7 protein-coding genes are annotated in these 13,904 nt (G+C 62.2%); 5 read left to right on the top strand and 2 right to left on the bottom strand.

Annotated elements, in window-relative coordinates; all coding sequences use genetic code 11:
- Window positions 1–121 precede the first annotated feature (121 nt).
- Entirely contained in the window at window positions 122–682 is a 561-nt protein-coding gene (locus F6X62_RS22820) for an NADPH-dependent FMN reductase (protein ID WP_153774783.1), read from the top strand.
- An 81-nt stretch (window positions 683–763) separates the two neighbouring features.
- Here the strand turns inward: F6X62_RS22820 and phnX are convergent, their stop codons facing one another.
- Both phnX and F6X62_RS22830 read right to left on the bottom strand, forming a co-directional pair.
- Complete coding sequence (gene phnX / locus F6X62_RS22825) at window positions 764–1,591, bottom strand: phosphonoacetaldehyde hydrolase (protein WP_153774784.1); 828 nt, start codon at window positions 1,589–1,591, stop codon at window positions 764–766.
- Between the two features lie 35 nt (window positions 1,592–1,626).
- Window positions 1,627–2,733 (bottom strand): 2-aminoethylphosphonate--pyruvate transaminase, encoded by a 1,107-nt coding sequence (locus F6X62_RS22830; protein WP_153774785.1) that lies wholly within the window; start codon window positions 2,731–2,733, stop codon window positions 1,627–1,629.
- Between the two features lie 110 nt (window positions 2,734–2,843).
- On the opposite strand from F6X62_RS22830, the gene F6X62_RS22835 reads away from it, so the two are divergent.
- The 4 genes from F6X62_RS22835 to F6X62_RS22850 all read left to right on the top strand — a co-directional run bounded on the left by F6X62_RS22835 (window position 2,844) and on the right by F6X62_RS22850 (window position 13,881).
- Window positions 2,844–3,746, top strand: a complete 903-nt coding sequence (locus F6X62_RS22835) for a LysR substrate-binding domain-containing protein (RefSeq protein ID WP_153774786.1) — start codon at window positions 2,844–2,846, stop codon at window positions 3,744–3,746.
- A 39-nt stretch (window positions 3,747–3,785) separates the two neighbouring features.
- On the top strand, window positions 3,786–8,237 hold the full coding sequence (locus F6X62_RS22840) for an NEL-type E3 ubiquitin ligase domain-containing protein (protein WP_153774787.1): 4,452 nt from the start codon (window positions 3,786–3,788) through the stop codon (window positions 8,235–8,237).
- Window positions 8,238–8,329: 92 nt separating this feature from the next.
- Window positions 8,330–9,367, top strand: coding sequence for an AraC family transcriptional regulator (locus F6X62_RS22845; protein ID WP_153774788.1), 1,038 nt, complete (start codon window positions 8,330–8,332; stop codon window positions 9,365–9,367).
- Between the two features lie 53 nt (window positions 9,368–9,420).
- Entirely contained in the window at window positions 9,421–13,881 is a 4,461-nt protein-coding gene (locus tag F6X62_RS22850) for an NEL-type E3 ubiquitin ligase domain-containing protein (protein ID WP_153774789.1), read from the top strand.
- Window positions 13,882–13,904 lie beyond the last annotated feature (23 nt).

Here is a 13,904-nt window from a genome sequence, read left to right on the forward strand (position 1 = left end):
GCAGTCATAGACCAGCGAAGGGGGCGGGAAGTTTTCTTGTTACGGAAAAAAACCTCGAGGGTGAAGCAGGGTCATCTATAACTACACAGTTCCCCTTCCCCAGCAGAGGATGCAAATCGCCATGAGCCAGGTCTATTCGGTAGCGGTCGTTGTCGGCAGCTTGCGCAAGGACTCCTACAACCGCAAGGTGGCTCGCGCCCTTTCGGAGCTGGCGCCGTCCAGCCTTGCGTTGAAAATCATCGAGATCGGTGATCTGCCGTTGTACAACGAGGACGTCGAGGCCGCGGGTGTACCGGCGCCTTGGCAGCGTTTTCGCGACGAGATCCGCCGCAGCGATGCGGTGCTGTTCGTCACTCCGGAGTACAACCGCTCGGTACCGGGGGCATTGAAGAACGCCATCGATGTTGGCTCGCGACCTTACGGGCAGAGTGCCTGGGGCGGCAAGCCGACGGCGGTGGCCAGTGTCTCGCCGGGGGCGATCGGTGGCTTTGGTGCCAACCATGCGCTGCGCCAATCGCTGGTCTTTCTCGACATGCCCTGCATGCAGATGCCCGAAGCCTACATCGGAGGCGCGGCGACACTGTTCGACGAGTCGGGCAAGCTCAGTGACAAGACTCGGCCGTTCCTGCAGGCATTCATTGATCGGTTTGCCGCGTGGGTGAAACTCAATAGGGCGGTGTGATAGCGCTCGCTGTCCTTTTCGCGGGCAATTCGCAGCGGCTCGCCGCCGCGAATTGCCTGCCAATGAGTCACCGCCAGGCCATCAGACCCCCTGCGGCATCTCCCCCTTGGCCAGTCGCCGATTGATATCGGCAACCACCTCCGGCAGCTCATTGATGGTGTCGATCAAGTAATGCGGTCGCGAGCCCTCGAACAGCGCATGAATCCGCTTGCGTTCCTGCTCCAGTCTTTCGGTACCCAGCGCCTGGTATTGCTCCCAGGTCAGCCCCAGGGCATTGCCCGAGCACACCAGCGCCACGGTCCACATCCCGGCACGACGACCTTCCAGTATGCCCGGCACGGTGTCGTCCACCTTCACGCATGCGGCGACATCGTCGATTCCCAGGGCAATGACGTTGGCCAGGGCCTGGGCCGGCCATGGGCGACCATTGGGCGTTTCGTCGGTGGCCACCACGTGGTCGGCGACATAGCCATTGCGCGCAGCCAGCGCTACCACCTTGTCCATCACCACTTTCGGGTAGCCCGAGCACGAGCCGATCTTCAGGCCATCCTTGCGCAGCCCGGTGAGGGTCTCCAGTGCACCTGGAATCAACGCGGAATGCACGGCGATCTTCTCGATCTGCAACGGCATGAAGCGTTCGTAGATGGCCGTGACGTCGTTGTCGGTCGGGGTACGGCCAAACACCTTGCGGTACCGCTCGGCGATTTCCGGCACATCGCACAGGGTGCGGATATGGTCCCATTTGCCCATGCCCATCGGGCCGCGGGCCTCCTCGATGGACACCGCGACATCGAACTCGGCAAAAGCTTCGACGAAGATCTGGGTCGGGGCGAAGGAGCCGAAGTCGACGACGGTACCGGCCCAGTCGAGGATGGCGGCTTGCAGCTGGGTGGGGTTGCTGTAGTTCATGTGCGCGATTTCCATCAATGGGGTGGGCAAAGGGTTCAGATATCCAGCACTTCCATTTCCCGCAGCACCTGGGCCACGGCATCGACGGCGGCCTGCATGCCCGCCGAACCGACCACGCCGATGCAGCCGACGCGGAAGGTTTCGACCTGTGTCAGCTTGCCGGGATAGAGAATGAAACCCTTGGCCTTGACCCGCTCGTAGAAGTCCTTGAACTGGTAGCGGGCGTCCGTGGGGGCGTGGAAGGTGACGATGATCGGCGCCTGGATGTCGGTGGGTAGGAAGCTGCGCAGGCCGATTCTGGCCATGCCGTCGAGCAGGGTCCGGCAGTTGTTGGCGTAGCGTTGGTGCCGCGCTGGCAGACCGCCTTCTTCAGCGTACTGTTGCAGTGCTTCGTGCAGTGCCGCGACCACGTGGGTAGGCGGGGTGAAGCGCCACTGGCCAGTCTTGGCCATGTAGGTGTGCTGGTCGTGAAGGTCCATGGCCAGTGAGTGGGCGTTGCCTTCGGCAGCGGCCAGGGCATTTTTCTCGGCGAACACGAAGCCCATCCCAGGCACACCTTCCAGGCATTTGCCGGAGGCGGCGATCAGGGCTTCGAACGGCACCTCACGCGCATCGATGGGCAGGGCGCCGAACGAACTCATGGCATCGATGATCAAGCGCCTGCCGTGGTTCTTGACGACCTGGGCGATTTGGGTGAGCGGGTTGAGAATACCGGTGCTGGTTTCACAGTGGATCAGTGCGACGTGGGTCACGGCCGGGTCGGCGGCGAGCAGGCGGTCGACATCGGCGGCGGTGGTCGGTTGGTCCTCGGCGGTTTCGAAGGTGCTGTAATTACGGCCCAGCACCTTGCAGATCTTTGCCAGGCGCTGGCCGTACGCACCGTTGATCAGCACCAGGACCTTGCCATCACGCGGCACGAGGGTGCCGATGGCCGCTTCCACGGCGAAGGTGCCGCTGCCTTGCAGGGGCACGCAGTGGTGGCTGGCGCTGGCGTCGAGAATCGCCAGCAATTGTTCGCAGACGCTGGCGGTCAGCTGATTGAAGTCACGATCCCATGAGCCCCAGTCCACCAGCATGGCCTGGCGGGTGCGGATCGAAGTGGTCAGTGGGCCGGGGGTCAGCAGAATCGGGGCGCTGGTCATTGCGGGACTTCCTCGGGGGCAGTGGGCAGAAACGACGGGGCTAGGTTGCAATTCGCCCATTCATCAATCAAATTGTTTGTCGTTATGCCAGCCATAAGTCAGGCCGATAAATGAACCTCTTTCAACTCCGTGCCTTCGATGCCGTCGCCCGCGAGGGCAGCTTCACCCGTGCCGCGGCGCGCCTGTTCATCAGCCAGCCAGCAGTGACCGGACACGTCAAGGCGCTCGAGGAGCATTACCAGATCACCCTGCTGCGCCGCACTGCCCGGCGTGTCGAGCTGACCGAGGAGGGCACGCGCCTGGCGGCTATTACCCGGGCGATGTTCGGGCTGGCCGAAGAGGCCCAGGCGATGCTCGAAGCGAATCGTCAGCTGCTGACCGGGCGTCTGGAGGTCGCAGCAGACGGACCGCACCGGGTCATGCCGATGCTGGCGCTGCTGCGCGCGCGCTACCCTGGCATCACCGTCAACCTGCGCCTGGGCAATGCCCAGGAGACCCTGGCGGCGCTGCTGTCCGAGCACGCCGATGTGGCGGTGCTGACCGAGGTGGAACCGCGCAAGGGCCTGTATCTGCAGAGTTTGGGCGAGTCGCACCTGTGCGCCTTGTTGCCGGTCGGTCACCCGTGGGCCGCCGAGCCTGGGGAGCTGGCGCTGAGGGCTCTGGACAAGCAGGTCATGGTGCTGCGTGAGCCCAGCTCGATCACCCGGCAGACCTTCGACCGGGCCTGCGCTGCGGTCCATGTGCAACCCCGAGTGGTGTTGGAGCTGGACAGTCGCGAGGCGGTAACCGAAGCGGTGGCCGCGCAGCTTGGCATCGGGATCGTCTCTTCGGCGGAGGTAGCGCATGATCCACGGGTAGTGGCGCGCCCCATGGCGGGCGCAGGGCTGCTCAACCGGCACATGATCGGCTGCCTGGAGCGGCGTCGCCCGTTGCGCTTGATCCAGGCCTTCCTGGGGTTGGCCGGTATGTCCGAAGAGGACGGGAGCAGTTCCGGCTGTGCCTCGCTGGGGTGATTGGCAAGAGTAGTCCTGGTTATCTTCCAGGAGCCTCCTATGCCCACCCTCAGACTCGATCACACTGACAGCTTCATCGTGGACAACCTGCCTGTCTGGCTGCATGCCGCTTCGGCCGAGCAAATCACGAGCTTGCGACGCCGATTCGACGAGCACCGTGCGGTGGAAGCACGCCTTCAGGCCGCGTTCAAGGCCCTGAAGGCTCCCCAAGACTTCGCCGGCAGCCTCCTGAATACGGCAATGGAAAACACGCTGAAGGTCCGGTTGGACTTGCGTAATGGCTTGTGGCGCCAGCGGTGGGACAATTACAGCCTTTTAGGTGGAGAGACGCTGGTCAATCATTTCACCTTTGAACCTGCGATGAACCACCTGATGCAGAACTTCGTATCGGGGCTTAACTTTGACCACCGCACTGGTCTGATCAAGGCCGGACCCCATGCGTCTCTGACCAGCGAGAAGCTGCTCGTGGATACCGCCCGGTTGGCACAGGTGTGTCGCCAAGTTGATGCTGGCGCGCATTACCAAACGCATCTTGAGCAGGTACTGGATGATTCGGTCAGCGCATTGCTGGCCGAGGAGAAAGCCAGGCGCCTGGCGCTGGCGGCTCAGCTTGCGGTTGTGCAGGGTCGCATCGAGGCGGCCGAGCTGGCGGCGCTGGAGCCCCTCCTGGGAAGCGTGTCGACAGTGAATCCGACACTCCCGAGTGTGCAGGTCAAGCACCTTTATCTGCTGGGTCATGCGGTATTGGGCGCCTTGCTCATAGAGCTGTCGGAGCATGCGAATGCATCGGGACCTTCCGACAGCGCGGGCATATTGCTTTTTCTGCCTCATCGACCACTGCAGCGATTTGCCGACTTGAACGGCGTCGCTACTCATCTGGTCACGATGCTCGCGACCCCGCACGAGCATGAAGCCTTGCTCGCGCTGATTGCCCTCGACAGTCGCGTCGCTTTTCAGGCCATGTTGAAAAAGCGCCTGAGCGATGCGGCGCCTGACCTGGAGGTCCTCGGCAGGGTCTGCGGCAAAGCCCTGTTCGCCGAGCTCGCCGAGTTGCAGGTGAAGCAGATCAAGGATGATGCCCGTTATCTGCTGGTGCCAGTGGCGGACGTCGATGACAAGGTCAAGTGGCAACGGTTGCTGACACTGGAGTCCGTCGGCATGAATTTGCTACAGGCGGCATCGCTGTTTGTGCCAGGGCTGGGTCAGTTGTTTCTCGCGGCAACGGTGGTGCAGGTGCTTGACGAGGTCTACGAAGGCGCTGTCGACTGGTCACGCGGTCATCAACACGAAGCCTTGGAACACATGCTTGGCGTCGCCGAACTGGTTGCTGTCAATGCGTTGGGGGCTGCTGGTGGGGCGGCGGTAGCCCGAGGTTTCCAACGTAGCGGTTTCGTGCAGGAATTGGCTCCTGTCGAGCAACGGCCAGGCACAGGACGATTGTGGGCCCATGAGCTGGCACCTTACCGCGCCAGGAATGTGCCGCAGCACGCGCAACGTGGCCCCGATGGCCTGTACCGACATGGCGGCGAGCGTTGGTGGTTGCATCAAGGCCACCTTCACGGCGTTCGTCGTGATATCGCTGCAGCTCAATGGCGGCTGCAACGAGGCGACGGCAAGTCGGGCTTTGCTCCAGCGTTGCAATGGAACGGTGAATACGGTTGGCGCCTGGCCTGGCAGCGCCCGCAGGAATGGCAGGGCGAGTCGTCTTTGCTCGGACACTTGTGGCCGCTGGCCTCCGAACTCGATGAGCAGCGAATCAAGTCGATTTTGTCGATCGCCGATATTGACCACTCGACCTTGCGCCGCCTCGTCGCCGAGCAACGAGCGCTTCCTGCCGGGCTGCGTGACACCCTCAACCGGTTCGCCGCTGATGGAAGAATCGATCAGTTCTTTCTCGCGTTGCATCATAGCCCGCAAACTGCTGAGGTGGACTTGATGCGTTTTTGCAGCAATCGCCTCAAGCTTGAGCAAATGACGTCTCAGGCTCGTGTACAAGCCATGCTTGATGACGCTGCCGTGTTGCGTGAGGAGCTCATGGCACATTTGACCGAGCAGGCGGGCGGACGCACGGACACTGCCTTGATACAGCGTGATTTCCCCGGCTTGCCTGATGTGTATGCCGCCGATCTGCTTGACCGTGTAAGCCCCGTCCAGCAACAGCGCTTGCGAAGCAGCGGACGTTTGGACCTGGCATTGGCGGAACGCGCGCGGCTGGCGTTGCACGAGGCGTGGATTTGCCGATTGTTGCAAGGGTTGTACCTCAACAACGCCTACCACCAAGAGCTGCCGAGACTGATATTCGCGTTGCTGCGCAGGGAGCCGGCCTGGCCCCGCGAAATCAACTTCGAGGTACGCCAAGGCGCTGTCGACGGACGGCTCATCACAAGCCTGTACCCGGCTGATACAGGGGGCAAGCCCAAGGTACTGGTATGGCTCGCAGGGCAGATGCACGTGTTCGAGGATGGCACGCGTCTGCTCGTCGAAACCGAGGGCGCGGGTGGGCTGTTGGAGTGCTTGTGGCATTTTCTGCCCGAGGCAGACCGCCAGCGGCTGGGATGGACAGGCCAGGCAGCCATCGAAGCAATGCGTGCCGACCTCCGGCGCCGTCTACCCAACAGCCGGACCCAGGTACTCGAACTGCTGAATGTGCATCCGCCCAAGCCGACGTTCCGCCCACCGGTCCGTCTTCCGGACAGGCGTTTCGGCTATTTGATGAGTGGCCGTGGCGGGCGCGGCAGTCATGTGGCGGAACGCACGCTGGAGGATCGGGTGCGCAGCCTCTATCCAGGGTTCAGCGAAAGGCAGCTGGAGATCTATCTTCAGGTTCTCGATGAGCAGCCTGGATCTTCCTTCACAGCCTTGCTCGCGCAGGAGCAAATCTATGCGCAACTTGACCGTGACCTGCAGAGCTGGGCCGAGGATGAAGACGGTGCAGCGACGCGTCGACAGCGACGTCAGGTGGCCGATGAAATCCGTCGCTGCTGGCGTTTTCAAGGATTGGCAGGCAGGGCGCATAGCAACGGCGACCCTGGTATGGTGCTGGTACTGTCCGGTCTGGATGCGGCCGAGTTGCCGGATCTCTCCGGGCATGAGGGGTTCAGTCACGTCAGTGAGATGACCCTGTCGCACATGCAACTGGGCGATCTTCCCACGGGCTTTCTACAGCCATTTGGCAGTTTGCTGACCCTGAATCTGGACAGTAACAGGTTCACCGTAGTCCCCCAGGCGCTTTCTACATTGCCGCACCTACGCGAGCTGACGCTTTCGCGAAACGAGCTCCACATCGATGCTGCAGGCCTTGCCTTACTCGGGCAGATGCGCCAACTGTGTGTGCTGAACTTGAGCGAAAACCCGCTCGGGATGTTCGGGCTGGCGCTGGATCGGATGCCGCGTCTGCGCCAGTTGGGTCTGCGCAATGTTGGCCTGACCGAGGTCCCGCGACATCTGGAACTGGGGGTCTCCCTGGACTATGTCGATCTGCGCGACAACCGCATCACCGCCTTGCCGCTGAGCCTGCGCAACCGGACTAGGCAGTGGCGGCGAAGGCTCGCGCTGGTGGGGAATCCGCTACCCGAGCAGTACCGTGACCAGTGGATCGACCCGAGCTGGACGTCTGAGAGCGAGGCCGAGAGCGACGTACACAATGGCACGCGCTGGCTGGAGCGGCTCGACGATGCGTCCCGGGTCACCCGCGCCGCGCAATGGGACCGCCTGCAGGCGGAACCGGGAAGCGCCGATTTCTTTGGCTTGATTCACGCACTGGCGGACACCAGCGATTTTCGCTTGGCGCGGGCGCACCTGGAGGCCAGGGTATGGGCCATGTTCGACATGGTCGAACGGAATACGGCTGTGCGTGAACAGTTGTTTGCGCTTGCGAGTGAGCCACGCACCTGCGTGGACAGTGTGATTTCGACCTTCGGCCTGCTGGAAGTCAAGATGCTCAGTACTGCCGTCGAGAGCGGCTCAGCGGACGAGGTCGAGACGCAATTGCTGGACCTGGCACGGAGGTTCTTCCGTCTCGACCAAGTGGAAGCCTACGCCCGAGAGGACGTCAGGCAGCGCCGCGCCGGTGGGCGAGGCGTCGATGAGGTGGAGGTAAGCCTGGCCTACAGGGTAGGGTTGGCGCAACCCCTCGACTTGCCAGGCCAACCGCGTACGATGCAGTTCGAGACCATCGCCGGGGTGAGTCGGCAAGATCTGCAGGCGGCGCAGGCCGCCGTGCTCGAGGCAGAGGCCAGTGATGCGCTGGCGGTTGACATCAGCCAAAGAAGCTTTTGGCTTGATCGTTTGCAAAGATCGCACGAAGCAGCCTTCGGGTTGATACGCGAACCGTTCGTGACGCGAATGGAGGCTGTGTATGCTCGTCGTCACAGCCTCACGGATGCCGAGTACGACGCTCAGGGCAGAGCGATCGTTGCGGAGTGTGAGTCGGCAGTAGGTGCCAAGGCACTCGAGCTGACCCGCCAGGCACTGGCACGTCAGACCGAGTGAGGCTCAGCAGACCCGGTACATGAATTGTTCAGGAGCTGGCCTTTTTTCGTCATGGCCCTAAGATGGCCTGCATTGGGCAATCTGGATAGCCGATGAGCGAGAAAGATACGATTTCCATGCAATTGGTGCGCGAAGCGCTGCTGCAGACCTGCCCGCAGGGCAAGGCTGACGCAGCGCTGCTGCGGCGTGCGGGAATCGATGAACGCAGCTTCGAGCAAGCTGATGCGCGCGTTGGTGCCGATGCCTACGCGCGTCTCTGGCGCTTGCTGGCACGTCGATGTAACGACGAATTCTTCGCGATGGACCCGCGCGGTCTGCGTAGCGGCAGCCTCTCGTTCATGTGCCAGGCAAGCATGGCGCAGCCCACGCTTGGCGCAGGGTTGGAGACTGCGCTGGGGTTTCTCTCGTTGATGCTCGAAGACCTGCAACCCGGGCTGGTGCGCCAGCAGAGCCTGGCCGAGATCACTATCAACGAACCGCGCGATGAGCCCCGGCGTGCCTTCACCTATTTTACGTTCTGGATGATTGTCCATGGCGTTGCCTGCTGGCTGGCGGGCCGACGCATTCCCATCCTCGCCATTGACCTGCGTTGTGCCGAGCCGCCGTTTTGCGACGATTACCGTGTGATGTTCTCCGAGAACCTGCAGTTCGAGCGCCCGCGTACGCGCATGATCATCGCCGCCGATTGTCTTGACCTGCCCCTCAGGCGCACGCCCGAGGAGTTGCAGAAATTTCTCGCCGAGGCTCCGGGCAATATCCTGGTCAAATACCGAGATCCCGACAGCCTCGCCCGACGTGTGCGTCGCATCCTGGGGAAGCTCGACCCCGGCCAGTGGCCCGACGCCGAACGTCTGGCCCGCGACCTGTGCCTGTCGTTATCGACCTTGCGCCGTCGCTTGGCAGAGGAAGGGCAGACCTACCAGGGGCTCAAGGATAGCGTACGCCGACAGCTGGCGATCGACTGGCTGAGCGAGGGATCGCTGGCGATGAGCGATATCGCCGAACGCCTGGGGTTTGCCGACGCCAGTTCGTTCTATCGCGCGTTTCGTAAGTGGTTTGGCTGCAACCCAGGAGGGTATCGGGCCTTCGTACTGGGTGGCTCGCAGGTACAAGGCAAGAATTCCGGCTGAATGCCGAGTGGTGCCTGCACCAAGGTGGTGGTTCCCAACATGAGGTACCTTCGATGACCACCCCTCTGGCGGCACCCAAAGCAGACCTTGTTGATGAGTTCATTGGCGAAAACCTACCCGACTGGCTTAGCAAGGCGCAGCCGGCGCAGATCAAGGCGCTGCGAGACGGCTTCGCAGCTCATCGTCAAACCGAGCAGGGCTTGGCAACAGCCTTGCTGCGCCTGGTGCCTCTGCAAGCGTTTGCCCTGCCATTGCTGCAGCTGACACTGGAACGCGATCTGGGCCTGAAGATCGACCTGCTGTCGGTGTTGTGGCGTGAGCGCTGGACCAAGTTCTCGTTGCCGGGAAACCAGGCGTTCAATACCTACCAGTCTCATCATCCGGCGCTCTACCATCTGCTGCAGAACTTTCCTGACGATGCCGAGTTTGGCGAGGGCACTGGGTTCGTCGCCGAGCAGTCCGATGACCGCAATGCTCCGGCGTTGTTCACTGACGCCAAGGGAGTGGCTAGGGCTTGTAACCGCTTGGATATCGGCAAACGCTATCAGGCCCACCTGGCGGAGGTGTTCGACTCGTCCACCGTTGCGCTGTTGGCCGAAGACAAGCGTCAGCGCTTCGACCTCGCCATCGAAATTGCCGCGTTGAAAAAGTCATTGGTGCGAGCCGACCTTGATCTGCTACGCCTGGTCAGTGCCGGCAAGCCCGCGGTTCACGCCAGCTACGACATCGTCAGGGTGCGGCAATTGGCATTGCTCGGCCACCCGTTGGAGGGGGCCTTGACCGTCGAATTGGCCAACGTCTGGCCGCGTGGGGTGCGGGCGAGCCTGCGCGTCCAGGCAGTCCTGCTGTACCTGCCAGACCAGCCGCTATGCCGATTCGACTCTTGGCATGCATTGCAGGATGCGTTGGTGAAGCGCCTGCAGAACCCCGCGAACCAGGCGAAGCTCATCGAACGCATGGCTCTCAAGGATCGGGCGAGCTGTCTGCAACGGTTGAGTGTCCGCCTGAAAGATGCCAAACCCGATCTGGAGCCGGAGGGCGAAGTACTGGCAGGCAATGTCTTCGTCGCCCTGGCCGACGGGCAGGTAAATAGGCTGCGTAGTGATGCGCGCTATCTTGCGGTTCCCACCCAGGACGCCAATACCGAGCGCAAATGGGCCAAGCTCCGTGCCCTGGAGAGTGTGGGTGAAACATTCGTGCAGTTGGGGGGATTATTAGTCCCGGCACTTAATGCGATGTTGATCGGCGCACAGGTGGTACAAGTACTGGGGGAGGTATTCGAAGGCGTCGATGACTGGGCACGCGGTCACCAGCATGAGGCACTGGAGCACCTGCTCGGAGTGGTCGAAAGCGTCGCGGTCAATGCTGCACTGGCAGGTGCGGGGCATTACGTCGCACGGGCCTTCAGCCGTAGCGCTTTTGTCGATGAGCTGGTGCCGGTGTCTACCCAGCCTGGCACCCACCGCCTCTGGCATGAAGACCTTTCACCTTTTCGCGAGCAGGCCTTGCCCAGCGGGGCGGTGCTGGACGAAAACGGCTTGTACAGCGATGGCGTGAATCACTGGTGGCAGCAGGAGGGGTACTTCCATTCTGTGCATCAGCCCGACAATTCCGATGAATGGCAACTGCGCCGTACCGATGGTCGTGCGGGCTTTGGGCCCATGCTGTTCGGCAATGGCGAGGGCGCCTGGCACCTGGTTTGGCAACGGCCAGGAGAGTGGCAGGGCGCGCGCACCCTGCTGACGCACTTGTGGCCGCGTGCGGCCGAGCTCGACGACCTGGGTATCACTCAGGTTCTACGAATCAGTAGCATGGACGAGGCCGCTTTGCGGGAGCTCGCCGTGGAGCGGCGTCCCCTGCCCGCAGTGCTTCGCGATACGTTGCTGCGCTTCATGGCCAGCGCACGCATCGATAGGTTCTTCAACGCCCTTGAGCAAGACATCACCCATGGCGCGGACTCGTCGTTGTTCGACTACTGCCTGGAGCAACTGGTGGACCCGGCGTTGGACGGAAGTGAACTTGCCGGACAGATTAGCGACGATGCGCCGCGACTACGCCATGCGCTGATGGCGCATTTTTCTACGCCAGAAGTGCCGGAGGGTGTAGACCTGAGTTTGATTCAACGTGACTTTCCCGGATTGCCCGAGGCCTATGCGCTCGACCTGCTGTCCCAGGAGAACGCCGCGCTCGTTGAGCAAATGAACAGCCGTAACCGCATCCCGCTGGCACTCGCCGAGCAGGCGCGCGAAGCCTTGCAGTCGGCACGGATTGCCCGGGCGATCGAGGCACTGGTGCTTGGCAACACTTACAGCAATGATCTGCCTGAACTGGTGTTTGGCCTGCTGCGTCGCCATGCTGGATGGCCTATGCGGATCAACTTCGAGGTGCGTGAGGGCAGTGCTTTCGGTCGTTTGACCAGTCGCCTGTTCCCCTCTTCTACGGCGGGTGAGCTGTGGACACTGGTCTGGGCAGAAGGAGGGGTGCGTGTATACCAGGATGGCCTCGAGGCAGTTGATGCACCTGAGTCGCCCCGCGATCTGTTTGCAAGCCTGCTGGCCTACCTGCCGGGCGAGCACCTTGATCGCCTGGGCTGGTCGGGTGAGGCGGGAGCGACGGCGATGCGCCGGGATCTGCTCAGCTGGTTGCCCGCCGGGCGTGACAAAGTGATCAGTTTGCTGGGGATGAGCGAGATCCGTCCCAGCTTGCGCCCAGGCAGGCGCATGCCTGATGGTCGCTACGGTTACTCCCTCAGCGGTCGTGCCAGTTCCGGCTCCTCGGCGGCGCGGACCTTGCGCGACCGCGTGCGGGCGTTGTATCCGGGGTTCAGCGATGGGCAGGTCGAGACCTATGTCGAACTGCTCGGGAATTCGCCGGGTTCGGCGTTCACCAACCTGCTCAGTGAGGAGCTGGAATTTCGCAGCTTGAATCGCGCCTTGCGAACCTGGGTTCAGGACCCCCCGCTCGCCTCGGCGAGAAGTGCGCGTCAATTGCTGGCCGATGAGTTGTTGCGCAGCTGGCGTATCGAAGGTCCAATCGTACGGGGTGGCAACAACGAGCCAGGCATGCGCCTGAGCTTAATTGGTGTGCCGGTTGGTGCACTGCCGGTCCTGCCAGCAGGCACCAATTTTCGGCATGTCCTGGAGCTGAACCTGATCAATCTGGGGCTTTCGGCATTGCCTGCTGGGTTCCTCAGAAACTTTGGCCATCTGCGCAGCCTCAACCTCAGCAACAATATGTTGTCCGAACTGCCTGGCGAGATGCACCTGCTGACCAGCCTGCGCACACTCAATCTGTCGCGCAACCAACTGCAGATGGATGCCACAGCCTACTCGGCGCTGGAGGGGCTGCAGCGCTTACGTATCCTGAATCTCAGTCGCAATCCGTTGCAGACGTTCAGCTTGTCGTTGCGACCGCTTCAACGTCTTTACGAGCTCGAGCTGCGTATGACTCAATTGAGCGTGTTTCCTGCGGACCTGGTACAGGCCGAACTGCTGGAGTACATCGATCTGCGCGACAACGGTATCAGCGAACTCCCTGACGCGCTGTTGCAAGCGCCTCTCTCTGTGCTTCAGGCGTTGCGACTGGAGGGCAACCCCTTGGCTGGCGATTATGCTGAGCGACTGTCGGGCCATGTGCCTAGCCAGGCCGTGCCTTCGTCCTTCAATGCTCGGGAGTCCTGGCTAGAGCACCTTGAAGAGGGCGAGCGTGAGCGGCGAGCAGCGCAATGGGATCGGCTTTCTGAGGAAGAGGGCAGCGAGGAGCTGTTCGCGTTGCTCGGACGACTGGTGCAGAGCAGCGATTTCCGTCTGGCCCGCACAGATCTCGAGCAGCGTGTCTGGGCGCTGCTGGACGGCATAGAGCTTGATACGCGGTTGCGTGAAGACATCTTCAACTTTGCGGCAAACCCTACCACCTGCGTCGACAGCGTGGCTTCTTGCTTCAGCGCTCTTCAGGTGCGGGCGTTCATTGCCAACGGTTTGCGCGATGTGCCCGCAGCGCAAGCCCAAAGTACCCGACTGATGCTAGGGCGCAGGCTGTTTCGTCTCGACAGGGTCGAGCAGTACGCTCGGGACGATATGGTGCAGCGGGTCGAGAATGGGGCCGGGGTCGATGAGGTCGAGGTGAGCCTGGCCTATCGGGTGGGGTTGGCCCGTGAACTTGACCTTCCAGGCCAGGCACGGAGCCTGCAGTTCGAGACGATTGCTGGCGTGACCCGTGCTGATCTCGACGCCGTGGTGGCACGCGTTCGTGAAGCGGAGGCAGGTGATGAGCTGGCGCAGTTCATCAGCAAACGCGACTTCTGGCTCGACTACTTGCGAGAAACCGAGCCCGCACAGTTTGCGGCCATCGAAGCGCCCTCGGACGAGCAGATGTCGGCACTCGACGAACGAAGGGACGAGCTCGCCGATCTGGAGTACGTGACCGAGGCCAAAGCGTTGAAGCAGTCGCGTGAGGCCGACTTGCAGGCATTGGCGTTGCGCTTGACCCGCGATGCACTGGACGCAGGTCGCTAGGCCGATCAGCCGCAGGCCATGAC

This window comes from Pseudomonas sp. MNR3A (genome assembly GCF_009650575.1).
Taxonomy (GTDB): Bacteria; Pseudomonadota; Gammaproteobacteria; order Pseudomonadales; family Pseudomonadaceae; genus Aquipseudomonas; species Aquipseudomonas machongensis.

Bases quoted from the DNA above. Each gene is read 5' to 3' on its own strand.
- F6X62_RS22840 (WP_153774787.1), top strand. From the start codon at position 3,786: ATGCCCACCCTCAGACTCGATCACACTGACAGCTTCATCGTGGACAAC.
- F6X62_RS22845 (WP_153774788.1), top strand. From the start codon at position 8,330: ATGAGCGAGAAAGATACGATTTCCATGCAATTGGTGCGCGAAGCGCTG.
- phnX (WP_153774784.1), bottom strand. From the start codon at position 1,591: ATGAACTACAGCAACCCCACCCAGCTGCAAGCCGCCATCCTCGACTGG.
- F6X62_RS22850 (WP_153774789.1), top strand. From the start codon at position 9,421: ATGACCACCCCTCTGGCGGCACCCAAAGCAGACCTTGTTGATGAGTTC.
- F6X62_RS22835 (WP_153774786.1), top strand. From the start codon at position 2,844: ATGAACCTCTTTCAACTCCGTGCCTTCGATGCCGTCGCCCGCGAGGGC.
- F6X62_RS22830 (WP_153774785.1), bottom strand. From the start codon at position 2,733: ATGACCAGCGCCCCGATTCTGCTGACCCCCGGCCCACTGACCACTTCG.
- F6X62_RS22820 (WP_153774783.1), top strand. From the start codon at position 122: ATGAGCCAGGTCTATTCGGTAGCGGTCGTTGTCGGCAGCTTGCGCAAG.